The sequence below is a fragment of the Pseudovibrio sp. JE062 genome, assembly GCF_000156235.1.
In the GTDB taxonomy this organism is placed as follows: domain Bacteria; phylum Pseudomonadota; class Alphaproteobacteria; order Rhizobiales; family Stappiaceae; genus Pseudovibrio.
In genome coordinates this window covers 424894-450231 of record NZ_DS996806.1, presented here as the reverse complement: position 1 = coordinate 450231, position 25338 = coordinate 424894, and the positions used below count along the sequence as shown (strand labels likewise).

Genomic DNA, 25338 nt, shown 5'->3' with positions numbered 1-25338 from the left:
AGATTAAATCCCCCCTTCATGAAACTCAGATTATCAGGTCAGCTTTAAAGCGTTTCAAGATGCGCCTTGATTGCAGCAATCGCTTCTTCTGCTTTGCCAGCATCAGGGCCACCAGCCTGCGCCATGTCAGGGCGACCACCGCCACCACGACCACCAAGAGCCGCAGAACCGATGCGCACAAGATCAACCGCACTTGCAGTTTCGCTCACGTCCTTGGTTGAACCAACAACGATCGCTGCCTTGCCATCTTCAGCTTTGCTGATCAGCACCACAACACCAGAACCGATTGCAGTCTTGCCTTCATCAGCAACAGACTTCAGATCCTTCGGGTTGATGCCTTCCAGCACACGCGCCATCAGCTTGAACTTACCAGCCTCAGTCACACCAGCGTCTCCGCCGGAGCCACCGCCGCCCATTGCCAGTTTCTTCTTCGCTTCAGCCAGTTCACGCTCCAGCTTCTTGCGCTCATCCAGAAGGCCCGCAATGCGTGCAGGAACATCAGCAGCAGAAACCTTCAGCAGGCCAGCAGTTTCGCGCATCAGCGCATCCTGCTCAGCCAGATACTTGCGGGCTTCATCACCGGTCAGCGCTTCAATACGGCGCACACCAGCAGCAACCGCACCTTCAGAAACAACAGTCACAAGACCGATGTCGCCTGTGCGCTTAACGTGTGTACCACCACAAAGTTCAACAGAGTAAGACTTGCCAGCTTTCTCGCCAGTGGTTGCCGTACCCATGGAAACCACGCGAACTTCATCGCCGTATTTCTCGCCGAACAGAGCCATCGCGCCAGCTTCAATCGCTTCATCAACTTCCATCAGAGAAGTCTCAACAGCGCCATTCTGGAGTACGATCTCGTTCGCAAGAGCTTCAACCTTGGTGGTCTCTTCCGCACTCACAGGCTTTGGATGTGAGAAGTCGAAACGCAGACGCTCAGTGTCACCAAAGACCCCTTCTGAGCCACGTGAGTACCAAGCACTTCGCGAAGCGCTCATGTACAAGGTGAGTTGCTGAGTGGTTGGAGCGAATTGCACTGCGACGCGCATGATCCACGATCAGCTCAAGCGCATCGTCCACATTCACGTCACCGCTTTCAACACGAACAGAATGCACAAACAGGCCGTCAGCTTTCTTCTGTGTGTTGGTCACAGTGATGGAAACACCGTCAGCAACCATGGTACCACAGTCGCCAACCTGACCACCGGATTCACCGTAGAACGGGGTCTGGTTGAGGATCAGAGAACCTTCTTCACCCTGCTTCAGAACTTTGACTTCTTCGCCGTCCTTCACAAGGCTCAGCACAACACCTTCCGCCTTCTCGGTTTCATAACCGAGGAATTCAGTGGCACCGGCCTGCTCTTTTATAGAGAACCAGATCGCATCCGTCGCAGCATCACCAGAACCCGCCCAGGCAGCGCGCGCTTCAGCACGCTGGCGCTCCATTGCGGTGTTAAAGCCATCGGTATCAACCGCGATCTCACGGTTGCGCAGCGCATCCTGAGTCAGATCAAGCGGGAAACCGTAGGTGTCATAAAGCTTAAATGCAGTCTCACCATCCAGCTGATCGCCCGAACCCAGAGAGCTGGTCGCATCTTCCAGAAGACCAAGACCACGCTCAAGCGTTTTGATGAAGCGCTTCTCTTCCAGCTGAATGGTTTCTTCAATGAGCTTTTCCGCACGTGGCAGCTCAGGGAAGGCCTGACCCATTTCACGAACCAGAGTTGGCAGCATCTTGAAGATGACCGGCTCTTTTGCACCAAGCAGGTTCGCGTGACGCATCGCGCGGCGCATGATGCGGCGCAGAACGTAACCGCGACCCTCATTGGATGGCAGAACACCATCAGCGATCAGGAACGCCATAGAACGCAGGTGGTCAGCAATCACGCGGTGGCTTGCCTGTGCTTTACCAGCAGCTTCAACACCGGTGAGATGCTCAGAACTCGCGATCAAGGCCTTGAACAGGTCGATCTCGTAGTTGTTGTGCACGCCCTGCATGATCGCCGCAAAACGCTCAAGACCCATGCCGGTGTCGATGGATGGACGCGGCAGGTCGATGCGTTTATCAGCCAGCTGCTCATACTGCATGAACACCAGGTTCCAGATCTCGATAAAGCGGTCGCCGTCTTCCTCAGGAGAACCTGGAGGGCCACCCCAGATCTGTTCGCCGTGATCGTAGAAAATCTCTGAACAAGGACCACAAGGACCGGTATCACCCATCGCCCAGAAGTTGTCTGAGGTCGGAATGCGGATGATTTTCTCATCAGCAAAGCCAGTCAGCTTCTTCCAGATATTGAAGGCTTCATCATCCTCGGAATAAACAGTCACCAGCAGCTTATCAGCTGGCAGGCCGTATTCTTTGGTGATCAGATTCCACGCCAGCTCAATTGCGTTTTCCTTGAAGTAATCACCAAAGGAAAAGTTGCCGAGCATTTCAAAGAAGGTGTGGTGACGCGCAGTATAACCAACGTTGTCCAGATCGTTGTGCTTGCCGCCCGCACGAACACATTTCTGTGAAGATGTTGCACGCACGTAATCCCGCTTTTCCAAGCCGGTGAAAACGTTCTTGAATGGCACCATACCCGCATTTGTAAACATCAATGTCGGATCATTGCGTGGCACCAATGGACTGGAAGGAACAACCTCGTGTCCGTTTTTTGCAAAGTAGTCGAGAAAAGCCGACCGAATTTCGTTGACGCCACTCATAGGTCTTGATGTCCGTCTCGTTTTCTAGTGGGCAGCTACTTCAACAATCACAGCCGCCAAATTGCAGGGTATGCGCATCCGGAAAGATGCAACAAAAAATTAGTATCTGCCGCGTTTTAGCCATCTGCAGCAAATCTGTCCATAAAACCCTACAAAAAAAGAGGCTGGATAAATCCAGCCCCTCTAAACTCTATTGGTTTTCCGCAGTTTTTTCAGGATCATCAATCGCTTCAGCAATCAAACCCGCATTCTGCCGGATTGCAAGTTCGATCTCTTCCGCCAGTTCAGGATTCTCTCGCAGGAAGGTTTTCGAGTTCTCACGCCCCTGCCCCAACCTCTGGCTGTTGTAGGAGAACCATGCGCCGGACTTCTCGACAATCCCGCCTTTAACACCAAGATCCAGCAATTCACCCATTTTGGAGATGCCTTCACCGTAGATGATGTCAAACTCAACCTGCTTGAATGGAGGTGCCAGCTTGTTCTTCACCACCTTCACGCGGGTCTGGTTACCAACGATTTCGTCACGATCCTTGATCGCACCGATACGGCGGATGTCCAGACGTACAGAAGCGTAGAACTTCAGCGCGTTACCACCAGTCGTGGTCTCAGGAGAACCAAACATCACACCGATCTTCATACGGATCTGGTTGATGAAGATCACCATGGTGTTGGATTTGGAAATGGATGCGGTCAGCTTTCGCAGTGCCTGGCTCATCAAACGAGCCTGCAGGCCCGGGAGCGAATCGCCCATCTCGCCTTCAAGTTCAGCTTTTGGTGTCAGAGCTGCAACGGAGTCGATCACCAGCACGTCAATCGCGCCGGAACGAACCAGAGTGTCTGCAATCTCAAGCGCCTGCTCACCAGCATCTGGCTGAGAAATAAGCAGGTCATCAATGTTCACACCAAGCTTGCGTGCGTACACCGGGTCCAGTGCGTGCTCGGCGTCAACAAAGGCGCAGATACCACCTTCGCGCTGCGCAGATGCTACAGTATGCAAAGCCAGCGTGGTCTTACCGGAGCTTTCAGGGCCGTAGATCTCAATGATACGTCCCTTCGGCAGTCCACCAATGCCCAGTCCAATGTCCAGACTGAGAGAACCAGTCGAAACACTTTGGATTTCTACGGCCTGTCCCTGGCCCATGCGCATAATGGAGCCTTTACCAAAGGCTCGTTCAATTTGGGAAAGCGCTGCATCCAGTGCTTTATTTTTGTCCATCTGATTGCCCTCAACAAGGCGAAGTGAAGTTTGTGCCATACGTTCTCATCCCTTATTTCACGATGGACGTGCAGTTTCAAAGTCAGTTATTTGTACTCACTTTGTTCCAACTTCGCAATACCTGATAACTAACTAATAAAAATGGATTAATTTCAATACGTTCTCCTATTGTTCAACATGTAGATAACTTTTCCCGGCACCTGTTTGGAGGCACGCATCTGGAATCAAACCACAAAAATGCACTTTTGATACATCACCCACAGTCTGTATTTGCTCGTAGCTTGCTTTGGCCAACCAACTTGCATATCAACGGTCTTTCGATGTCGGGAGGAAGAATTGGTTATGTCGTCTAAACAGGTCGGAGTAATCGGAGCAATCCATCTGGACAGGATTGCCCATGCAGATCGACCATTCAAACCGGACACCTCAACACCAGGGAAAATTATGTCCCGCGCAGGAGGTGTTGGAGCCAACATTGCACGCGCCATGGCGCGGTTGGGCATGCAGCCGACAATGCATGGATGTCTGGGTGACGACGCCGACGGAGCGTTCCTCGCAAAAAGCCTGTCAGAATGCGGAATTAATACATCCAGCATCAAGACAGTAGCTGACGGAAGAACCGGATCTTATCTGGCCCTTCACAACCCGGATGGCACACTGTTCTCAGCCATTTCGGACAGCGAGATCACCTCCAGAGTGAGTTTTTCAGAAGCAAATCCAATTCCGCAAGCACTGCTGAACTGCGATATCTGGCTTTGTGAAACCAATCTGGAAGAAGAAACGCTTCTCACACTCGCCAATTCCAAAGGGGATCGCCTTCTGGCCGCTGATACGGTCTCAATAGCAAAGGCACCAAAACTCCGTCCCCTTCTCTCCCAAATTGACATTCTTTTCACCAACACAGATGAAGCCACGGCCCTGCTGGATTGCGAGCCGGGGGAATTTTCCGCAGAAGAGCTGGCCCAACAGCTGGCTGCGAAAGGCATTCCCACCGTTCTGGTCAGCAACGCCAACAAGCCACTGGCTCTTCACTGTGCAGGCAGCACAAGTTCGCACACTCCATTTTCTGTTGTTCCCGTGGATGTCACCGGTGCCGGTGATGCCTTCATTGCAGGCTTTCTTTATGCAAGCTGCCTCAATGAAGACCCATATTCAGCAGTAAAGAGCGGGCTTGCTTCTGCATCCATTACAGTGGAAGCGACCGGCGCCGCGCCGGAAACGCTTTCGCCCCAATCGCTTAAAGCTCGTTTATTAGAACATGCCTAAGCACCAACAACATACGAAAGACTGGGAAAACCATGGGAAGTTCAATTAAAATCCATCATTCAAAAGAAGTTGCAGAAGCTCTCAGCAGCGGCGCTCCAATCGTTGCGCTGGAGTCCACAATCATTACCCATGGCATGCCGTACCCGCAAAACGTTGAAACAGCACGCGAAGTTGAACAGATCATCCGCGACGGCGGTGCAGTTCCAGCAACCATCGCAGTGCTCAACGGTGAACTCCACGTCGGCCTCGAAGACGAAACTCTGGACGAGCTGGCCAACGCCAAAGACGTGATGAAATGCTCCCGCGCAGACCTGTCCTTCGCAATGGCTCTGGGCAAGAACGGCTCCACCACAGTGGCAGCAACCATGATGGCAGCACACGCTGCTGGCATCCGCGTCTTCGCAACTGGTGGCATCGGCGGTGTACACAAGGGCGCTGAAACCACTTTCGACATCTCCGCAGATCTGGACGAACTGTCCCGCACCGCTGTCTGTGTTGTCTCCGCTGGTGCAAAAGCGCTGCTCGACATCCCGAAAACTCTGGAAGTTCTGGAAACCCGCGGCGTGCCGGTCATCGGCTTTGGCTGTGAAAACGTGCCAGCATTCTGGTCCCGCGATTCCAAGATCAAAGCGCCTTACCGTCTGGATGAAGCAAACGACATCTCCAAGCTGATCAAGTTCCGCGAAACATTTGGCGATCACGGCGGCATGCTCGTAACCAACCCGGTTCCAGCTGAAGATGAAATCCCATCTGACGAAATGCAGGTGTTCATCGATGCATCCATCAAGGCTGCTGAAGAACAGAACATCACCGGCAAGGACGTAACACCGTTCGTTCTGCAGGATATCTTCGAGCGCACAGCAGGCCGCAGCCTGGCAACCAACATTGCGCTGGTAAAGAACAACGCAAAGCTTGCAACAAAGATCGCGTGCGGTCTGACCGATTAAGTTTTTGCAGGTATTTGCCTCATAAGAATCCGGGTCGGTATCTCCAGCCCGGATTTTTTTGTGGCCTCATAACTTGTGCAGAGCTTTCCCCACGCTTCCAATCAACTCAATACATGCAGAGGATTTCACGTCTCTTTGATCGAAAGATTCCGTTGTTTTTCCGCCCCGATTATTTTAGGTGTTCTAAAGCTATAGAACTTTACATCGCTGTGTTTTTATTGGCGCATCTGCATCTTGTGGTCATATAGTACTCATCAAAACGCCATCTGGCGCGCATATGTGAAAGAGGCCAATCCAATTTATTGGGTGGTTCCATTGAAATCACGCCCAACAGAGTTTCGCGGCTGGGGCAGTTGCATCAGCTTTTGTCACCCGCAGGATTTACGCTATGAAGAAACTTATTTTTATCGGATTAACTGCAGCTCTCGCAGCTTGCCAAAGCGGCCCATCCACGCGCAGCGGGCAACCATCCATCCGCGCGGACGCCGATTCTCAAACCATTCAGATCAACGCGTCGCCTGAAGTTGTGCGCACCACTCTGGTCAACAGCGCAAGCGCCAAAGGCACCATCGTTCAGCAAAACGAGCCAAACATGGTGGTGATGGAAAGCTATGTGCGCGGCGACAACGCTGTGCTCGACAACGAATTTGGCCCATCAGATTCCGGCGAGCGCGCCTACCGCATCCGCGTTCGCTTCTCCGGCACACAGTGCAGCACCAACGTTGTGCAAGACCTTGCGCTGGTCAACAACATCTACACCTCGCAGGAACAGTCCTTCCAACTGCCAGGCAACCCAGGCTCCCTGCAGAGCCTACAGCGTTTGAAGTCCAACGCGGAAAACTCTTCCGGCTGCGTCTAATACGCAACGCATATAGATATCAAAAAAGCCGGAGAGCAGACCATGCTCTCCGGCTTTTGTATTTCAAAGTGAGAAAAGGCTAAGCCCGTTCCTGTGTCTTGGCTTCCAACGTTTCTTTCACCGTGGTTGCCAGCTGTTTCAACGTGAATGGCTTCGGCAGGAAGGTAAAGCTCTCCTCCGCCGGCAGGTTCTTCTCAAACGCATCCTCAGCATAGCCGGAAACAAAGATGATCTTCAGATCAGGACGTGTCTTACGCAGCTCAATCAGCAAGCTTGGCCCATCCATTTCCGGCATCACAACATCAGAAACCACAAGGTCGACCGCCCCGCCTGTCTCTTCCATCACTTCCAGTGCCTCAGTGCCAGAACCAGCTTCAAACACCTCATAGCCACGACCACTCAACGCTCGTGCTGCAAAGGCCCGCACAGCCTCTTCATCTTCAACAAGAAGAATAGTTGCAGAACCTGTCAGATCCGCTTCGGTCGCTTCCTGCTCAGGTTTAACCTCAACCACCTCTTCCTTCTCGGTGGTGATGTGGCGCGGGAAGAAGATGCGGAACGTGGTGCCGACACCAACCTCACTGGTGCAGAAAACATAACCGCCGGTCTGCTTCACAATGCCATAAACAGTAGAGAGCCCAAGACCTGTGCCTTTGCCGACATCTTTGGTCGAGAAGAACGGCTCGAAGATCTTGTCCATCACGTCCTGAGACATGCCGTGACCGTTATCGGCCACCTCAATCAGCACGTACTCACCCGGAGGCATACCGCGTGTGTTCTCGTAGGTCTTGGAAGCGTCCTCGTCCACGTTTAGCGTCCGGATGGAAACTTCACCGCCCCCCTCCATCGCATCACGCGCGTTCACCGCGAGGTTCACGATCACCTGTTCCAGCTGGTTCACGTCAGCCATCACTGGCCACAGCTCACGGCCATGCACCAGCTTCAGCTCAATCTTCTCACCCAGCAGGCGATCCAGAAGGATGGAAACATCCGCCAGCACATCCGCCAGCGCCAGCTCCTGCGGTCGCAGTGTCTGACGGCGGGAGAACGCAAGCAACTGGCGCACAAGGCCCGCCGCTCTGTTCGCATTCTGCTTGATGTTCATGATGTCCTGGAAGGCTGGATCCGTCGGACGGTGGCTTGCCAACAGCAAGTCAGAGAAGCCGATAATCGCGGTCAGAACGTTGTTGAAGTCATGCGCAACACCACCAGCCAGCTGGCCAATCGCCTGCATCTTCTGGCTCTGCGCAAACTGAGCTTCCAACGCGCGCTGCTGAGTGGTCTCAAGAACGTAAATCACAGCGGCATCTTCACCAGCCTGCCCATCCTGAACAGCAGACACGTAGAAGGTCGCGGAACGCGGATCCCCATTGCCCTCAAGCGAGACATCCAGCGGAGCAATCTCGCTCTTGCCCAGCGCAGCTTCTTCCAGCGCGCCCTGCAAGGCAGCACGATCATTCTCAGCCACAAACTCGGTCAGCTTCACGTCTTTGCCAAGGCCCTCGCCCTGCTCAAACAGGCGCATAAACGGACCATTGGTGCGCTCAACGCGGCCATTCTTGTCAATAGAGGCAATCGCGACCGGTGTGTTGTTGAAGAAGCGAGAGAAGCGCACTTCGGCAGCACGCAGCGCTTCTTCATCATCATTGCCAGCAGAACGGTTGATCACCAGCGTTCGGCTGTCACCAGCAAGGCCATCGGCCCCAAACGGAACACGGTGCACAAGACGAACCGGCAGGCCTGTGCCGCTGCGGGTCACCAGATCAATATCAAAGCTCTCGGTTTTAACCTCACCCTCAGAACCCTGCAGCGCCTCAACCAGAGCAGCCCCTTCTCCGCGCACGATGTCTTTCAAAGACAGTTCGCCGGAGATGAACTGGGTCAGATCATAGCCAAGCCAATCCGCAAGCGTTGCATTCAGGTAAACCAGCTTGCCAGTGCTGTCAGACGAGAAGAATCCGCAAGGGGCATGATCAAGGAAGTTGATCACGCGTTGCAGCTCCTGGAAGGAATTTTCCTGCTCGGTGCGATCACGAGTAATGTCAGAAACCTGCCAGATGGTAATGCCGCTATCCACGCCAACAGCTGCATCCTGTTCCAGCGGGCGAACCGTAATGCGATACCAGCGTGCACCACTGGCAACCTCGCCAACAGCATTCGGCAGGCGCACTTCTTCTGTCGCATATCGCCCGGTTCGCACGGCTTGCGAAAGCCGGAATATGGCATCTGCCGCGTCCGGATCTGAGGAGAACACTCGCTCAACTGTACGCACATCAGCTGGCCCGCGCGCACCTGTCAGCTCAGCATAGGACTGGTTGGCGTAGATGATGCGGCCATTATGATCAGCCAGCAACACGCCGTCATCCAGCGAGTTCATAAAGGATTCGGCCAGCGGGTTGCGATGGGATTTGGAGATGAACCGTAACAGGCCAATGGCCATGGCAAACAGCGAGAACACCCCAACAACGGCCAGAACACCCAGCAGCCCCAGAATGTAAGGCTCGGCCTGTTCTTTGCGCATCAACGCGAAAGCGGCTGTTGCTGCGACAAGGCCGAGTGCAAGCAGCATCAAGGCCCCAAGGCTGCCCCCCTTGTCTGTCCTGTCAATCACCGGCTCAGGTCGCCGCGCTTCGGTCTTTGTCATCTTACCCTCTCTACGGCTACCCGCAGACACCTTGACTCTTTCGCCATGAGAATAATCCGCTCAAAAGCCGACACTCCAGCACTCCCGCGCTGTTAAGACCGCCAGCTCCTCTTTTTACGCAGCTGCATGACATAACCAATCACCTTCGCAACCGCGGCGTAGTGCTCCTCAGGCACATAATCGTTCAACTCAATCGATGCGTACAACGCACGTGCCAGTGGAGGGTTCTCCACGATCGGCACATCAGATTCTTTCGCAACCTCTCGAATGCGGAGCGCCAAGTCATCCACCCCGAGCGCAACACACTGCGGCGCTCCCATGCCCTCTTCATAGCTCAGAGCAACCGCGTAGTGGGTCGGGTTTGTAATAACAACCGTCGCATCCGGCACACTTGCCATCATTCTGTTGCGTGAACGCTGAAGGCGCAACTCTCGAATTTTGGCTTTAATCTTGGGATCACCCTCAGATTGCTTGTATTCCTCTTTCACTTCCTGCTGGGTCATCTTCTGCTTTTCGAACCATTTTTTGCGCTGCCAGACCAGATCGGCCCCGGCAACAACAGTCATAAGCGCAAGAATTGCCCCAATCACCATAATGGCGAGTTCACGAACCTCCTCCAGCACAAGGCCCGTTTCTCTGAACACCACCGTGTCCAACCGGTCTCTTTCTGGCCACAACACCAGAAAAACCGCCGCCGCCACCGCAATGATCTTTACCAGCCCCTTCAGGAAGTTGGCGAGGCTGTCTTTGGAGAACAGTCTCTTCATCCCTGAAAGCGGCGAGATCTTGTTCAGCTTCGGCTTCAATCGCTCCGCAGTCCAAAGCGGCTTATGCTGAACCACGTTTCCAACCACGGCGAGCGCCATGAGCGTCAGCAACGGCAGTGCCACCACACCAAGTATTTCGGGCCCAGTTATTTCTAAAAGGAAAACAAGCGCACCCGGATCAACAGCAATTGTGTCCGCATGGGCAAAAAATCCCTTTAAAATCGTAGAAACGCTCGAAACCATTGTGGGCGCGAGGAAAGATATCACCAAAGCGGTACCCACCAACGAGAACCACGAGCTCACTTCCTGCGATTTTGGTATGTCCCCTTTCTCGAATGCATCATCGAGCCGCTTTTGCGTGGGGTCCTCGGTTTTCTCCGAATCGTCGGTATCTTCAGCCATCAGCTCCTCGCTAATTCAAAAGGAACGGCTGAAGTGCTTCGCGGAACTCTGACAGATAGTAGCCCATCAGAGTGGAAAGCAGCAGCAGAAAGATGCCAAAGCCGATCATAATGTTGACCGGCATGGCGATGAAGAAGATCTGCATCTGAGGCATCAGCTTATTCAGCAAGCCCAGACTGAAGTAAAACACGATCCCGACCACAATAAACGGTGCGCCCAGACGCACAGCCACGGAGAACATGTGCGTCACCGTCTCAACCGCCAGCGTGGAAAGGTCACCAACCGGCAGCGGATTGCCGGGAGGAAACAGCACAAAGCTGTCCTGCATGGCCGCAATCATCACGTAGTGCAGGTTCGTCACGAACACCATGCAAATGCCCAGCACGTTGAGGAAGTTGCCCATCAACGCTCCCTGCTGACCGGAGTTCGTCGCATCCCCGCCCATCGCAAACGCAAGGCCGGATTGGTTCGCCATGATCGTACCAGCCACAGAGAGTGCATAGGAAATCAGCTTCATGGACAAACCAATGAAGAACCCGACCATCAGCTCCCCGCCCAGCAACGCCAGAAGCTTGGGCAAGCTGCTCATCACATCATCAGGATAGAGATTGGAGTTGATTGGCAGGAACACATAGGTTAGCAGCAGAGCGATGGTCAGACGAACGCGAACAGGAATGAAGGTTTCACCAAACGCTGGCACGAGCATGATCATCGTACCAATACGCGCAAACATCAGCAGAAAGCTAACGACGATCACCGGTAAAAAATCCAGATTGATCGTCACAGAATTGCCCCCAGAATGCGCGTCGCCTTGCGCTGTATCTCGCTCAATATCCGGAGATAATCAACCCGGCAATGCGGTTTGTAAAAGAATTCATCAACTCCCCCATGAAGGGAAGTGTCACAAGCAACGCAATGAAGATGCTCAGGATCTTGGGAACAAACACCAGCGTCTGTTCCTGAATTTGTGTCAGTGCCTGAAACAGCGCCACAATCACACCAACCAGAAGCCCGATAAGCATAACGGGGGCCGACACCAGAATAAGTGTCCATATGCCTTCGCTGGCAATATCCAGCACTTCTGCTCCGGTCATTGTGTTCTAACCACCATTTCCCTTAGTTCACTGACACCTCACATAAAGCGAACCAATCAGATTGGCATCCGCATAATTTCTTCATACGCAGAAATAACGCGGTCACGAACAGAAACAACGGTTTCCAGAGCCAGCTCGGTCTCAGCAACAGCGGTCACAACATCCACCACATTGGCCTTGCCCTGCAGCAGATCGAGAGACTGCACATCAGCAATCTGGCCACTCTCATTGATCTCGCTGATCGCAGACTGGACCATATTGCCAAAGGCACCGCTCTTATCACCAGTCTCACTGGCAGCTTCAAGCGGATTGCTCAGCTTTGCTGTGTTTGCATATGCACTTGCAGCAATAGAAGCATTAGACATGATTGTATCTCCTTCCGGTGTCAGCCAACCGGTCATCAACCTCTAAGAATGTCGAGTGTTTTCTGCATCATGGAGCGGGAAGACTTCACTACGTTCAGGTTTGCCTCATAAGAGCGTGTAGCTTCCTGCATGTCCGCCATCTCAACCAGCGTATTCACATTCGGCATCTTCACATAGCCTTTGTCGTTCGCTGCCGGATGGTCTGGCTCATAACGCAGCTTGAACTCGCTTTTGTCCTCACGAACTCGGCCAAGCTTCACCAGCTCAGCCTCAACCTTGGCGTCAAAGCTGCTGGAAAATGTAGGAACCTTACGGCGATACGGATCCTCACCTGGTGTCTGACCAGTGGAATCAGCGTTCGCAATGTTTTCTGCGATCACACGCATACGACCCGTCTGAGCTTTCAGACCGGACGCCGCAATAAACATCGACTTAATAAAATCCATGGGCCCCTCCCACATTTGCTCTGATGCCGCTCACATCACAGCAACTGCTCTCAATCATCACTTCAGCGCGCTCTTCAACATGCCAAGGCTGCGCGAATAAAGGCTCGTCGCAGTCTGATAGTCGATCTGGTTCTGAGCGATCTTCATCATCTGCTCTTCAAGAACCACGCTGTTGCCATCCGGTGTTCTTTCAAAGCTGGACGCCTTGGAAACTTTCGTCCCAACGCCCGCGCTGATGCCCCCGCTGGTAATATGCCCGGCACTCGTCACCACAGGGCGCAGCGCCCCGGTTCCCTGCTCAGCATCCACCATGTCGGAGAAGCTCAGTTCCTTAAGGTCTTTACTGCGGTATCCCGGCGTGTCCGCATTTGCGACGTTTTCCGCAAGCACACCCTGACGTTGTTGGTGCCATTGCATTTTCTGGCGCAACGCCTGAAACATCGGGAGATCAGTTAAGGCCATCTGACAGCACAACCTATGAGAACAGATTTGTTAAATTAAACTAGGAAGAAAGTGCCTAGGCAATGGTTAACAAAAGGTTAATATTAAGGTTCCATTAAGAATTACACACCGAAGAATCCTTAAAAAGCAGGGGAATAGCCAAAATCACGCTCCGACGAGTCACCGGACAGAATCAACACCTTCAGAACCTATTAAGAATTGCGGCAGCGGGAGTGGAAAATTTTGCCCAGCTAGCAAAATTCACCTAGCCAAGAGGCCCATTTCGCGATTTTCGCGCAAAAACTCGGGTAACGCCACAAACTTCACCCTTCTAAACTGTTCATTCTACATAAACTATAGGTTACAAATGCGCGCATGAGTTAATGCGGGGATTCGTACCCCAGTTCCGGGCTGTTTGCTCATGCAGATGGTCCGCTGAATGTTGAATACGAGTTGAGGAACATTCATGCCTGACTGGCTGGCCCAAACCACCGGTATGTCTCAGGGAAGCGCGCAGCTTCTTGCTGTCGTACTGGCCATGCTGATTATCGCGGTTCTCATCGCGGTGTGCATTCCGCTTTTGAAACGCTTTGCCCGAACCAGCTACAAAGGTTCGCGAAGTCGCCAGCCTCGCCTGGCCATCATGGATGCAACCGACATTGATGCGCGACGCAGACTTCTCCTCGTGCGCAGAGATAATGTCGAGCACCTCATCATGATTGGTGGGGCAAATGATGTTGTGGTCGAACAGGGCATCATCCGCGGCATGCCGGTTTCTACGCCGCCGCGCGGACAACAGATGTACGCAGGTAATGGCCAGACCGGTGCAGCACCAGCAGCCGTTGAGCAGGCACAGGGAACGGGCGAACCAACCGCTCGCCTGAACTGGGGAGAAGAGGCCGCTCCAGCGCCAACCCCGGCTCCTGCTCCGGCAGAACCAAAGCCAGCACCGGTTACGCGTCCTGATCCAAAACAGACGCCGGAAACCAAGGCACCTGTTCAGCCAGCAGTGGCAGTGCCTGCGCCAACGGTTGCAGCACCTCAGCGCGAGAAAGTTATCGCAGCACCACAGACTGCACCACTTCGCGCTGCAAAGCCGATGGCAGCAGCTCCTGCTCCAGCGGCTACAGCAAACAAGCCAACAGCGCTTCAAACGCCAACCATCGGCGGCGCCCGTGGCGTTCAGAAGGTAGCAGCCCGTCCGATCTCCGCACGTCCGGCACCTGCACGTAATGTTGGCTTCAACCAGCCAAAGCCTGCGCCAAAAGCAGCTGAGCCTCAGGCACCTGCCGTAGAGAAGCCAGCACCGAAGGCCGCTGAACCTAAGGCACCAGTTGCTGAAAAACCTGCTGTAAAAGCTGAAGAGCCAAAGGTTGAGACAGCGCCATCCAACAAGCCAATTCCAAAAGCTGCAATGCGGCCACCAATGAATGGCCCGGCAGCAAAGGCAGCCAGCGCCTTCATGCGTCCACGTGTCAACGAGGCTCCAGCCAAAGCACAGGACGAAAAGAAGGAAGAGCCGAAGCCGGAAGCAGCTCCAGCAGACAAACCAGCTGCAACTCCAGAAAAGCAGGCTGCTGAGAAACCAGCAGCAACGCCGGAAAAGGCAGCTGAGGCAAAACCTGCCGAACAGCCAAAAGAGCCTGTAGCAAAAGAACCTGCAGCCAAGACGGAAGCAGAAGCAACGCCAGCAGCAGAGCAAAAGCCTGCGAAAGCTGAGGACCAGAAGCCGGCAGAAAAGTCTGAGGCGAAGAAGCCTGCAAAAGCTGAAAAGGCCAAAGAGCCTGCCAAGCAGCCAAAACAGGAAGAGAAGCCAAAAGCTTCGAAGCCAGCTGCGAAGAAAACTGACAAAACACCACCTAAAGAAGACCCGCAAGAAGCCATGGATGGCATCGCAAAGGAAATGGCAGACCTGCTAGATGACATTGAGGCCAACACTAAATAATTTTGCGGGATTGGTGAAAGCAAAGTTGGGCGGAAGCAAAGGGCAAATTGGCCTTTTGGTTTTCGCTCTCTTTCTTTTCTGGTTTGGTCCTGCCGCCGCACAAAGCATCTCAATTGACTTCGGCGGTGGAGAAGGCGATTCCGTAACAGAGCGCGCCGTTCAGCTGGTCATGCTGTTAACGGTGCTTTCTCTTGCGCCAAGCATCCTGATCATGGTGACGAGCTTCACACGTATTGTTGTGGTGCTCTCCCTGCTCCGCTCAGCCATCGGTTTGCAGACTGCCCCACCAAACGCGGTCATGCTTTCCCTTGCCTTGTTCCTGACAGCATTCGTCATGATGCCTGCCTTTGAAACCGCATGGGATCTGGGCGCAAAGCCCATGATTGAAGGAACCATCGAGCCGCAGGAAGCCTTTGAGCGTGCCTCCGAGCCATTCCATCAGTTCATGCGTCAGCAAGTGCGTGAATCTGATCTGCTGCTCTTTCAGGAACTCGCCAAGGCACCGACACCAGAAACACCAGAGGATCTCAGCCTCCGTGTTCTGGTACCAGCCTTCATGATCAGTGAATTGCGTCGCGCATTCGAGATCGGCTTCTTGCTGTATCTCCCGTTCCTGATCATCGACCTCGTGATCGCATCCGTTCTCATGTCCATGGGTATGATGATGCTGCCACCAATCGTGATCTCCCTGCCCTTCAAGCTTATCTTCTTTGTGCTTGTCGACGGCTGGCAACTGATCGCGGGCAGTCTGGTCCGAAGTTTCGGCGGTTAGCGCCGCTCTAATCACAGAAAGTACGTCAGGGCTTGGCAGCATTTCACTAAGCTCTGGCGACACCCTCACAAAACTTATCCCCCCTTCCCAAAATCCGCCCTATCCTATCTCTCGTGCCCACGCATTCGGGCAGGAGTGGACCGTCCGCTCCGTGGCGTGGGCGGGGTTGGGCTACCGGCATGAGGTAACGTATCGTGTCGGGAGGTCCGGTGAAGCGCCATACCCTATTGAGACCACAGTGGTAGTAGGGAGCTTGGGGTCGTTCCGGAGGGCGTCCGGTGGTGACAGGAAACTGTCAAAGGCATGAAAGCGCATCTATGATGCGCAAACGTGCCTGTCGCGTCTGTCCGAGAGGGAGCCCGCGTGTTCATGAGAAAAGGCCCGGGCGAGGCGAACAGCCAATGCCGAAGAAACATACCTAACAAGTAGCGCAGGCAGAGCCTGTTCGCCTTGCTCCACCCGTTGAAACGGGGTCCTCAAACACAAACACCGCCGGGATAACCCAGCGGTGCTAAAGTGGTTTCAGGAAAAACCGGCTTAAGCCGCACCTTCACTCTTATCGTTGGGATAGAGCGAAGCCTCTTCGGTCGGAACAATCGGTGTCGCCGACAGGTACTGACGTCTGTACTCCTCAAGGAAGGACACCAAACTATCCCCGCCCCCGATTGACTTGGCCACATTGAGGAACTCAACACCGCGGTCTTCAATCGGCCGCGTCACGACCTCAAAAGTCTCAGCCTGAGGAGACTGGCTCATCTTCTGAGAGTATTTCTGGCGCAAACGTTCAAGCCCCAGACTGTCCTCAGCCAGTGTGTAGGCAATCGCCGCACGGATCACATCAACACGCTCATGATCAGCCAGCGGCACTTCATCCGACCAGCGGCTGCCATTCATCTGCTCCAGTTGCTCACCCGCCTTCTGCCAGGACCGTGCAGACCAAAGCGTATCAGCACGCAAACGGTCCACGTCAGATCCGGACATGTTGCGGACCAGTTCCAGCGCAAGGTCAGGTCGGCCACTCTCACTCAGAGCACGCGCCTCAACAATGTTCCGCTGACGCTGCAACGCTGCTGGCAACTGCCCTTGACGGGTTTGAGAAAGCACACGAAGCGCCTCCTCCGGCTTCCGGTTGAGCAAGTAAACAACAGCCAAATCAGCCGCGATCTGCGCACGGGCAGCCCCCTTCAGGCGCTTGTCGATCTGGTGCCGCAACACAGAGGCCGCCTGATCCAGCAGATCCATGTCGATCAACCGGCTGGCCAGCATCCGGGCCATTTCATCACCCTGACGACCCGCAGGCACCAGCTCACGGAAGTCATAGAACAACGCAAGCGCCTTCACAGGCTCCAAAGCCTGCGCTTTGCCTTCAAGGAACAGAGTTGCAAAAACAGAGCCCATTTCCTGCTGAATATTCGAGGTGATCTCAGCGCCCGCATCAGACTGCACTGCCTGAGACATCGCCTCAAACGCCCGGCGATAATTGCCTTCCTGCGCATGCAGCTGAGCCATCAAACGCAAGGTTTTCAGCTCAGTCTCATCACCACGCCAGGAAGCGGCCAGACCTTCCAATTCGGAGAGAGCCTCATCCGCATCAATCAAACCATCGCGATAGCGCAGCTTCACACTCAGAAACTTCGCTTCTGCCGCCTCCGGCCCATCACTGGAGCGCACCACCAGATCGTAAACATCCAGCGCTTCTTGCGATCGACCAGACGCATCCGCAATCCGGCCACGCAGCAAGTCGTACTGGATCGCCTGCTCTTCGTTCACATCAGATGGCTCAATCTGAGAAAGTGCCCCAAGCGCCTTGCCGTAGTTGCCAAGCGCCAGATGCGTCTTCGCAGCAGCAAGGTTGAAATACACCTGCAGCATCACCGGGTAGTTCGCCATAACAGCAAGCCCACGCCCCAGATTGGCATGCGCCCCCTGCCAGTCCCCCAACGAGGAATGCGCAAAGGTCCGCCAAACCGCAGCATCAGGACTGCTCGCCAGTTCTGGCGCTGCCAAATATTCCAGTGCCGTTCCCGGACGCGCTGCCAACATCTGCGCAGCACCCATCATCACGTTAAACGTGGCGTCTTTCTCGATAAGCGGATCGTCTTCTTCCATGATCCGCAAAGTGCCAATGGCTTCCTGAGCAAACCCGCTAGAGAGAAAAAAACGCGCCATATCCAACCGCGGACCGCTCAGCTCTTCAGGATCAGCCCGCGCAATAGCCTCTTCGTGAGCACGAAGGTTGCGCATGTAATCCTCAGGCTTCTGCTGATGCAGCTGAGAAAACTCAATCAATCCCGGTTGGGTCGGATCTTTCACATGAGCGCCAATGGTCGTCCCTTTGGAAAGCCCACGATTGGAAATCTTCAACCCATCAGGCCGGGAGATCACCAAGTCTTCACCGGAAAGCTCAACATCAATGCCATCCGCACTCGGAACAACAGCAAGCCCCTGCGAGCTCCGCAGGATCTGAACCTGAGGGAACCGATGCGATTTCAAAATACCGCGAACAGGCGCAGCCCCACTGACCACATAAATGCGATCACCAACGCTCTTGTCCGTCAACACATGAAGACGCCCACTCTCACCAAACGGCAAACGCAGAACATTGGAGCCATCGCCCTGAACGTTCCGCTCCACATCAACCGGCTCGGTCTTTGTCGAGATGGAAGGCCCCAGAGTAATCGCCCAGGCTTCATCCTGATACTCGATGGAAATCAGCGTGGTCCGCTTCAGGTCAAACCGCAGCACCTGTGCTGCATCAACTTCTTCAAGCTCAACGTTACGAGCCAGATCGCTCAAAACGGCGGGAATACCGCGCCCATCAAGATGCTCAGTGCTATCAAAGACAGCCCAGACCTTGTCATTCCGGCGGAAAACAGCAGCCCCTACTTCCCCTTCAAACGGGAAGACGAGACGCACAGTATCCCCGATGCGATATGTTTCAACACCAACAACCTGACCAGCAGCATCATTCTCTTCCTGAACGATGCTCTCAGCGGAAGCCCGGCGTGCAATCGGCAAGTCCTCAGCAACATCCGTCACCACAGGCGCCGTCGCAATCACCGGCTCACTCTGCTTCGCAACTTCATCATCAAGTGCCAGTGGAATAGACGTCTGCCCACCCGCATTGACAACTTCAGCAATCAGATCCGTTTCCGGAATAACCTCAGCAGTAGGAGCCTCAGCTGTTTCCTGAGTAGCAGGTGCTGGAGCAGCTTCCAGCGCAGGCGCTTCAGCCACAACTTCCCGCTCAGCGACCTCTGGTGCGCGCTCAGCAGCAGCACGAAGATCTTCTTCCGATGGCTTCGACTGCGGAATATCCGCAGGAGTCAGTCGGTCGACAGGCTCTCCAATCCGCTCAAGCTCAGGCTTGGCGACAGGCAATGGCATCTGCGCGAACTCAAGCCCTTCCGCCTCTTCACGAGGCTGAGGCTGAGGCTGTTGCACCTGCTGCGGTGCAGGCATCAAACTGCCCGGCGCATTTGCAGACTGTTGAGCAGCCACAGGAGCCGGAGCAGACGCGTTCTTATCACCCAACGTATTGATTACATTGGCCGCTCCCTGAGGAACATCACCATTGCCAAACAACTCGTCACGGACTTCAGCAACACGCGGATCCAACTGCCCGATATCCTCAGGCGTCACATCCACAATCAGCTGCTTACCTTCCTGAAACGAACGCACATCAACACGCGGATCAACAATCATGTTGAAGATGAGATCATTGTCGCGGGTCTTGGAAGCCACGTCCAAAACCGTTCGCGGCAAACTGGCCTTGAACTGCGAAAGATCCAGATCAGCAGCCTGGTCAAACTTGACGCGAATGTTGTTTCCATTGCGCTCAAACGAGCTGCCAACGTTCACGTTCCAATCAAAGATCAGACGCGTAAACGTCGGATGTTCCCCGATCCGCAGCTTGACCTTGATTTCCTGATCTTCAAGCGCATTTGCTTCTTCCAGCACCCGGACACGCTCAAGCGCCTCCGCAGCCCGGCGCGCCAACTCATCCACCACATCCTGTGGCAACGAAGGAGGACGCCCTTCATAGCTGGAAGGCAGAAGATCAATAAACAGCTTCTCACCCGCTTCCATGCTGTTGATGTTCAGCGGCTGGCGCAAAGCAAAACGCAGCGCCGCACCATCAGGATCAGTACGGGCAATGGAGATATAATCCATCAGCGCTTCCGGCACATCATCTACATCCGCCTCAATCCCTTCAGGGAAAGAGATGCGCAGAACGCTGGTGGAAATGGATGCTTCATAGGGAGGCAAGAGCGAGCGGTCCGGGAATGTAATCACCATCCGCGCAAAGGTGCCGGTGTCTTCAACCTCAACAACAGCCGGAGCAGGCTCGGCCCACGCACTCAAAACGCTGCTTCCCAGCGCAGTGGTGGCAAGCATCAGGGAGACAAGCCAGGCTTTGCCTTTGACCTTCACAATGCGTGCTCCATGCAAGGCACGACGCGGCAAGTATGGTAAAGTGGCGCGCAGAAAGGAACGCTTCTGCCTATCCCCATTGTCGCCCCCAAAGTCGCGCATGCCCGATTCTTACTCCCTAAAATTAATTAGGTATCTGTAACAATTGGCTATTAACGCAAGCTTACAGACTCCAGCATCAGGAGCGAAAAACCGCCAATTGGTTCCGTTAATTCCCCTGAATCTTCGGGAGAATTGTGGAAGTGGTCTTCACATTGCGGCTTTCACCAGCCGCCAGAGCAATGGTGAGCTGCTCAGCCATCTCCGGATCCATCTCAGAAAGCACATCCGCCATCTTCCGTGGCTGCATCTGCTTGACCACTTTCAGCATGATGTCCAGATCCAGACGGTTGAAGATACGCGCAGCATTTTTGGCCTTCATGCTCTCGTAGATCTTCACCAGATCCATGATCTCTTCCGCAGCCTGCTTTTCTTTGCGCTCAACTTCAGAATCGATCTTCGCTTCCAGCGCTTTCAGCTCCTGAAAACGCTTGTTCAAACGCGCTTCAGCCGCTGCAAGAACCTGCGCCCGCAGCTCCAGATCTTTCTCCCGCTGGTTCAGCGCATCACGGCGATTACCAAGACTATTCAGAACAGCAAGCTCAGACACAGAGTTCGTCGGAACACCGCTGTTCTTCACGCCCTCGGCATTCTGAGCAACCTGAATTTTCCTGGCACCAGAAGGATTTGGCAGCACGCTTGGATCTGGCGCTGCTTCCGTTTCAGCTACAGCAGGTGCGGACTGTTGAGCATCCGCAACACGAACAGCACCGATCGGATAAGTGTCACCGAGAAAGAACCCAAGCAGCTTCAAAACAAGAAGGGAGCTACCAGCAAAAACGACGATCGGAAGAAGTCTCAGTTTCATGCTACGCGGTCCTGCGCTTGCCTGCGAAAGCGTTCAAGACGCGCAGCGGATTCGTTTGCAGCCTCACGAATATCGCGGGTTACAGAGCGTGCCGGAGCCTTCGGAGCTGGTGCACTGCGCGGTTCAACCGGCTGAGCAAACTCCTGATCCGCAATGATTCCGGCAGCAAGTCCCTCAGCTGCGGTCTCGTATGTGCGCGAAGCAGGAGCAGCGTGAGCTGCAGGCGCAGCCACACGCGTATCACGATCTGCCAGAGCCCGGTCTGCAACGCCGCCGATACGGTCCAGAACATCTTCACCAGCACCCAGCTGATCAGTCAGCTTACGGGAAACAGCCTCAGCCTCACCAAGACGCGCCCCAAGAGTACGGTCTGCATTGCCGGCAGTAGACTTGAGACCCAGGATCGCCCGCTCTGCAATCTCCGTTGCTGTAATCAGCTCAGAAATCGTGGCACGCAGAGACTCTTCATCAGACCGCAGGCGGCTGAGACGTCGGTTAAGCGTCCAGCAGTAGCCGATGGTGATCACCAGAAGAACAGCAACAATGCATTCAATGATAAGACCTAGGGACATGACTAGTTTGTCTCCAGTTCGCTTTGCAGGGACTTCTCAAAAGCGGCGAGCGTCATTTTCGGCTGCTTCAGCTTCTTTGAAATTTCGATAGAAATTCGGTCATCAACATGGCCCATGAGGCCCTCTGTCAACTGCACCCCACCGCATTTCACCTGAACGGGATCGCGAGGGCCGGTATCAAACAGCAATGTCTGACCGACTTCCAGATTAAGAACCCGCTGGAGCGGGATGGTATTTTCATAAAGGACGGCATCAACCTGCACTTCAGAGGAGTAAACCTCCGTTGCAAGGTGCTCTTCCCAAATAGGATCACGCCCGAACTTCTCACCCATGAACATCTGCAGAAGCAGGTCACGGATAGGTTCAAGGGTCGCATAAGGCAGAACAATCTCAACCTTGCCGCCGCGATCTTCCATGTCGATACGCAGCTCAACCATGATAGCAGCGTTTGCCGGACGGGAGATAGCAGCAAAGCGTGGGTTCGTCTCAAGACGCTCAAGCGGGAAGCTTACTGGCGAAAGCGGCCCAAAAGCCTGCTCCGCATCCAGCAAGATGATCTCGATCATCCGACGAACCAGATTGCTCTCAATCGTCGTATAAGGACGACCTTCAACACGTGTTGGTGAAGACCCACGGCCACCGCCAAGCAACACATCAATGATGGAATAGATCAGAGAGCTTTCAACGGTAACAAGCCCAAACCCGTCCCATTCCTTTGCCTTGAACACACCAAGGATCGCAGGAAGTGGAATGGAGTTCAGATAGTCACCAAAGCGCACGTTGGTCATGGAGTCCAAAGAGACTTCAACATTATCCGACGTGAAGTTGCGCAGAGAAGTTGTTGTCAGACGCACAAGACGGTCAAAGACAATCTCAAGCATCGGCAGGCGCTCATAAGACACCATCGCCGAGTTGATGAGCGCGCGAATTCCGCCTTCATCACCGGTCAGAGAACCATCCAGCGTAAAGCCCAGAAGGTTGTCGATCTCTTCCTGATTGAGGATACGGTCCGCACCGCGAGACGCACTTTCAAGGTCCGGCTCGCTGTCGTCGATCATTGCAGCCCATTGAGCTGCAGCCTCTTCGCCGCCTTCTACACCTTGTTCCTGAAGCGCAGCACCCCAGGCAGCAGCAAGATCTTCGTCGCTATCACCGCTGCCACCTTCAGAAAGGGCTGCGTCCCAGGCGTCGTCCATGTTTTCGTTTTCAGGGAGGCTATCGGTATCTGACATATGCCGCTCCCCTACTGGATCAGGATCTCTTTAAAGAGAACCCCTTCGACCTTGGCTGGATAGATTGCAGAGTTGATGCGGCGCAGAAGTTGCTCCTTCAAACGGAACAGACCAGCAGATCCCTCAAGATCAGCAGGGCGCAGCTCGCGAAGGTAAATCTGGAAAGCATCAAGAATGCGAGGAAGATAAGGCTCCACTTGAGAAACCATGCTGTCGCTCTCAACTTCAAGAGCAATGCGGACTTTCAGATAGGTTGTGCGGCCCTGAGTAGAAAGGTTCACCGTCATTTCTGGCAGGTCGTAGAAGACGACGGGCTTGGTTTCAATCTGCTCCACCGTACCATCAGCTCGTTTGACGGTCGCAGTGTCACCCAGATTGATCCAGTCCATTACATATGCACCGCCCACACCAAGGGTTAACAGCAAAACGCCAGCAATCGCACCGATCACGATCTTGCGCTTGCCGGATTTACCCTCATCCTCGGTATTTTGCAGTTCTGCATCTGCCATTTTTGCGTCCCGGTGAATCGCAATCAAAGGTTTAACAATTGTTAATATAACCTAATTGGTTAACAAAGATTACCAAATGGTTAATACGTCATTACTAAGCAATTTTTGCCCACTAGGAAATTAAAGTAGGCATATTTTATCAGATACTTAACAGATATTTTGCCTCCCACTCCATCAAAACAGCAGAATTCAGCCAAAGTCTCAAACTGGCACAACTCCTGCAAGAACCTTGGCGCTGCGGGTCTGGGGAGACCTGTCGCAATGCTGGGGAGCATAAAATGGAAAACGCACAGCTGATCGGCTTGTCACGTCAAAGTGCCCTTCGTCGGAACTTGGATGTGGTGGCCAACAATCTGGCTAACATCAATACGACTGGCTACAAGGCTCAAAGGCTCATCTTTGAGGAATACCTGATGCCAACCGCGCAGGCGACTGAGTTTCAGCGCCCGGACCGCCCTCTGTCCTTTACGCAGGACGTGGGCACGGCAACAGTTCTGACACAGGGTTCAATTCAACTAACCGGCAATCCGCTGGACGTTGCAATTGAAGGTGACGGCTATCTTGCTGTAACTGGCGCCGAGGGCGAACAGTTCTACACACGCGCCGGTAGCCTCGCGATTGACCCTGAAGGCACACTCGTGACCGACGGCGGCCTGCCAGTTCTGGCTGATGGCGCTCCAATCCAAATCAATCCTGAAGATGGTGAAATCACCATCACCAAAGAAGGTGTTATCTCCACGGGCCAAGGCGAAATTGGCCGCTTAGATGTTTACACCTTCGACAACCGCCAAGAGCTCAAGCACGTTGGCGTGAACCTGTTTTCCGGCTTGAACCCGATCCCAGCAAACAACCCGACCGTCATTCAGGGAGCTCTTGAAGGCTCCAACGTGGAAGGCGTTCGCGAAATCTCCCGCATGATCGAAATCACCCGTCAATATCAAAGCGTGTCCAAGATGATGTCGCAGCGCAACGAACTCCGTCAGCGCTCCATCCGCGAACTTGGATCGGTTGAAGCTTAAGGAGCAGGACCATGAAAGCCCTACACATCGCCGCAACTGGCATGAAAGCTCAGGAACTGAACGTCGAAGTCATTTCAAACAACGTGGCTAACATGCGCACCACTGGCTATAAGCGCCAGCGCGCAGACTTTCAGGATCTGCTCTACGAAAACCAGCGTCGCATGGGTACTGAAACCTCTGACGCCGGTACCATCGTTCCAAACGGCGTGCAGATTGGCTCAGGTGTACGCACCGCTGCAACAACCCGCATCATGTCACCGGGCTCCGTCACCCAGACCGGCAACGAATACGATGTAACCATCCGCGGTGAAGGCTTCTTCCAGATCCAACGCCCGGACGGAACAATCGGCTACACCCGAGACGGCTCCTTCGCACGCTCTCAGACCGGCCAGCTGGTGACAAAAGACGGCTACCCTGTTCAGCCAGGTATCACCATTCCGGACAACGCTCGTGATGTAACCATCAACGTTCAGGGCCTCGTACAGGCGATGGACGACAATGATCAGGTTCTGAACCTCGGCCAGCTGGAAACGGCCCGCTTCACCAACCAGGCAGGCCTTGAAGCAATCGGCGACAACCTCTTTCTCGAAACACCAGCAAGCGGCCCGCCACAGCTCAACAACCCAGGTACCGCAGGCTTCGGCAACATTTTGCAGCGTCACCTGGAATCATCAAATGTTGATGCTGTGACCGAGCTTTCCAGCCTGATCTCCGCTCAGCGCGCCTATGAGATGAACTCCAAGATCATCAAGGCAGCCGATGAGATGTACTCCACGACAACGAACCTTCGCTAAGGGG

The 25338-nt window shown here is 54.1% G+C and carries 20 protein-coding genes and 1 pseudogene; 7 read left to right on the top strand and 14 right to left on the bottom strand.

Annotation, left to right across the window (positions count from 1 at the left end; genetic code table 11):
* Window positions 1-44: 44 nt before the first annotated feature.
* Window positions 45-2703: pseudogene (gene alaS / locus PJE062_RS06385) on the bottom strand (alanine--tRNA ligase).
* A gap of 190 nt (window positions 2704-2893) precedes the next feature.
* Window positions 2894-3958: a recombinase RecA gene (gene recA / locus PJE062_RS06380; RefSeq protein ID WP_008547860.1), complete on the bottom strand. Its 1065-nt coding sequence runs from the start codon at window positions 3956-3958 to the stop codon at window positions 2894-2896.
* A 303-nt stretch (window positions 3959-4261) separates the two neighbouring features.
* Between recA and PJE062_RS06375 the strand changes: the two genes are divergently transcribed.
* From PJE062_RS06375 to PJE062_RS06365, 3 genes are all read left to right on the top strand, one after another.
* Window positions 4262-5185, top strand: a complete 924-nt coding sequence (locus PJE062_RS06375; RefSeq protein ID WP_008548080.1) for a carbohydrate kinase family protein — start codon at window positions 4262-4264, stop codon at window positions 5183-5185.
* Between the two features lie 32 nt (window positions 5186-5217).
* Window positions 5218-6132, top strand: coding sequence for a pseudouridine-5'-phosphate glycosidase (locus tag PJE062_RS06370; protein ID WP_008548087.1), 915 nt, complete (start codon window positions 5218-5220; stop codon window positions 6130-6132).
* 388 nt (window positions 6133-6520) lie between these two features.
* A complete protein-coding gene (locus PJE062_RS06365) occupies window positions 6521-6991 on the top strand; it encodes a hypothetical protein (protein WP_008548033.1) in 471 nt (156 codons plus the stop codon).
* Window positions 6992-7070: 79 nt separating this feature from the next.
* On the opposite strand, the gene cckA is transcribed toward PJE062_RS06365, so the two are convergent.
* The 7 genes from cckA to flgB form a co-directional block, all read right to left on the bottom strand.
* Window positions 7071-9635, bottom strand: a complete 2565-nt coding sequence (gene cckA / locus PJE062_RS06360; protein WP_008547951.1) for a cell cycle histidine kinase CckA — start codon at window positions 9633-9635, stop codon at window positions 7071-7073.
* Window positions 9636-9727: 92 nt separating this feature from the next.
* Window positions 9728-10804: a flagellar biosynthesis protein FlhB gene (gene flhB / locus PJE062_RS06355; RefSeq protein WP_008547674.1), complete on the bottom strand. Its 1077-nt coding sequence runs from the start codon at window positions 10802-10804 to the stop codon at window positions 9728-9730.
* Window positions 10805-10814: 10 nt separating this feature from the next.
* Window positions 10815-11588 (bottom strand): flagellar biosynthetic protein FliR, encoded by a 774-nt coding sequence (fliR, locus tag PJE062_RS06350; protein ID WP_008547388.1) that lies wholly within the window; start codon window positions 11586-11588, stop codon window positions 10815-10817.
* A 43-nt stretch (window positions 11589-11631) separates the two neighbouring features.
* A complete protein-coding gene (gene fliQ / locus PJE062_RS06345) occupies window positions 11632-11898 on the bottom strand; it encodes a flagellar biosynthesis protein FliQ (protein ID WP_008547725.1) in 267 nt (88 codons plus the stop codon).
* Window positions 11899-11954: 56 nt separating this feature from the next.
* Window positions 11955-12299: a flagellar hook-basal body complex protein FliE gene (locus tag PJE062_RS06340; RefSeq protein WP_008547424.1), complete on the bottom strand. Its 345-nt coding sequence runs from the start codon at window positions 12297-12299 to the stop codon at window positions 11955-11957.
* Window positions 12299-12724 carry a flagellar basal body rod protein FlgC gene (gene flgC / locus PJE062_RS06335; protein ID WP_037036190.1) on the bottom strand — a complete coding sequence of 142 codons (426 nt, stop codon included), beginning with the start codon at window positions 12722-12724 and terminating at the stop codon, window positions 12299-12301. Before flgC ends, PJE062_RS06340 begins: the two co-directional genes overlap by 1 nt.
* A 42-nt stretch (window positions 12725-12766) precedes the next feature.
* Window positions 12767-13171, bottom strand: a complete 405-nt coding sequence (flgB, locus tag PJE062_RS06330) for a flagellar basal body rod protein FlgB (protein ID WP_075701806.1) — start codon at window positions 13169-13171, stop codon at window positions 12767-12769.
* A gap of 445 nt (window positions 13172-13616) precedes the next feature.
* Between flgB and PJE062_RS06325 the strand changes: the two genes are divergently transcribed.
* Window positions 13617-15095 (top strand): flagellar biosynthetic protein FliO, encoded by a 1479-nt coding sequence (locus PJE062_RS06325; RefSeq protein WP_008547645.1) that lies wholly within the window; start codon window positions 13617-13619, stop codon window positions 15093-15095.
* Window positions 15096-15141: 46 nt separating this feature from the next.
* Window positions 15142-15867: a flagellar type III secretion system pore protein FliP gene (gene fliP, locus PJE062_RS06320; protein ID WP_037036289.1), complete on the top strand. Its 726-nt coding sequence runs from the start codon at window positions 15142-15144 to the stop codon at window positions 15865-15867.
* Between the two features lie 537 nt (window positions 15868-16404).
* Here the strand turns inward: fliP and PJE062_RS06315 are convergent.
* The 5 genes from PJE062_RS06315 to PJE062_RS06295 all read right to left on the bottom strand — a co-directional run bounded on the left by PJE062_RS06315 (window position 16405) and on the right by PJE062_RS06295 (window position 23521).
* Window positions 16405-20403 carry a hypothetical protein gene (locus PJE062_RS06315; RefSeq protein ID WP_208982193.1) on the bottom strand — a complete coding sequence of 1333 codons (3999 nt, stop codon included), beginning with the start codon at window positions 20401-20403 and terminating at the stop codon, window positions 16405-16407.
* A gap of 106 nt (window positions 20404-20509) precedes the next feature.
* On the bottom strand, window positions 20510-21208 hold the full coding sequence (locus PJE062_RS06310) for a MotE family protein (RefSeq protein WP_008547598.1): 699 nt from the start codon (window positions 21206-21208) through the stop codon (window positions 20510-20512).
* Window positions 21205-21780, bottom strand: coding sequence for a DUF6468 domain-containing protein (locus tag PJE062_RS06305; protein WP_008548127.1), 576 nt, complete (start codon window positions 21778-21780; stop codon window positions 21205-21207). The genes PJE062_RS06310 and PJE062_RS06305 overlap by 4 nt, the downstream gene beginning before the upstream one ends.
* 2 nt (window positions 21781-21782) lie before the next feature.
* Window positions 21783-23012, bottom strand: a complete 1230-nt coding sequence (fliM, locus tag PJE062_RS06300) for a flagellar motor switch protein FliM (RefSeq protein ID WP_008547509.1) — start codon at window positions 23010-23012, stop codon at window positions 21783-21785.
* Between the two features lie 11 nt (window positions 23013-23023).
* Window positions 23024-23521: a flagellar basal body-associated FliL family protein gene (locus PJE062_RS06295; protein WP_008547501.1), complete on the bottom strand. Its 498-nt coding sequence runs from the start codon at window positions 23519-23521 to the stop codon at window positions 23024-23026.
* A 278-nt stretch (window positions 23522-23799) separates the two neighbouring features.
* On the opposite strand from PJE062_RS06295, the gene flgF reads away from it, so the two are divergent.
* Entirely contained in the window at window positions 23800-24540 is a 741-nt protein-coding gene (gene flgF / locus PJE062_RS06290; RefSeq protein ID WP_008547825.1) for a flagellar basal-body rod protein FlgF, read from the top strand.
* Between the two features lie 11 nt (window positions 24541-24551).
* Entirely contained in the window at window positions 24552-25334 is a 783-nt protein-coding gene (flgG, locus tag PJE062_RS06285; protein WP_008547920.1) for a flagellar basal-body rod protein FlgG, read from the top strand.
* Window positions 25335-25338 lie beyond the last annotated feature (4 nt).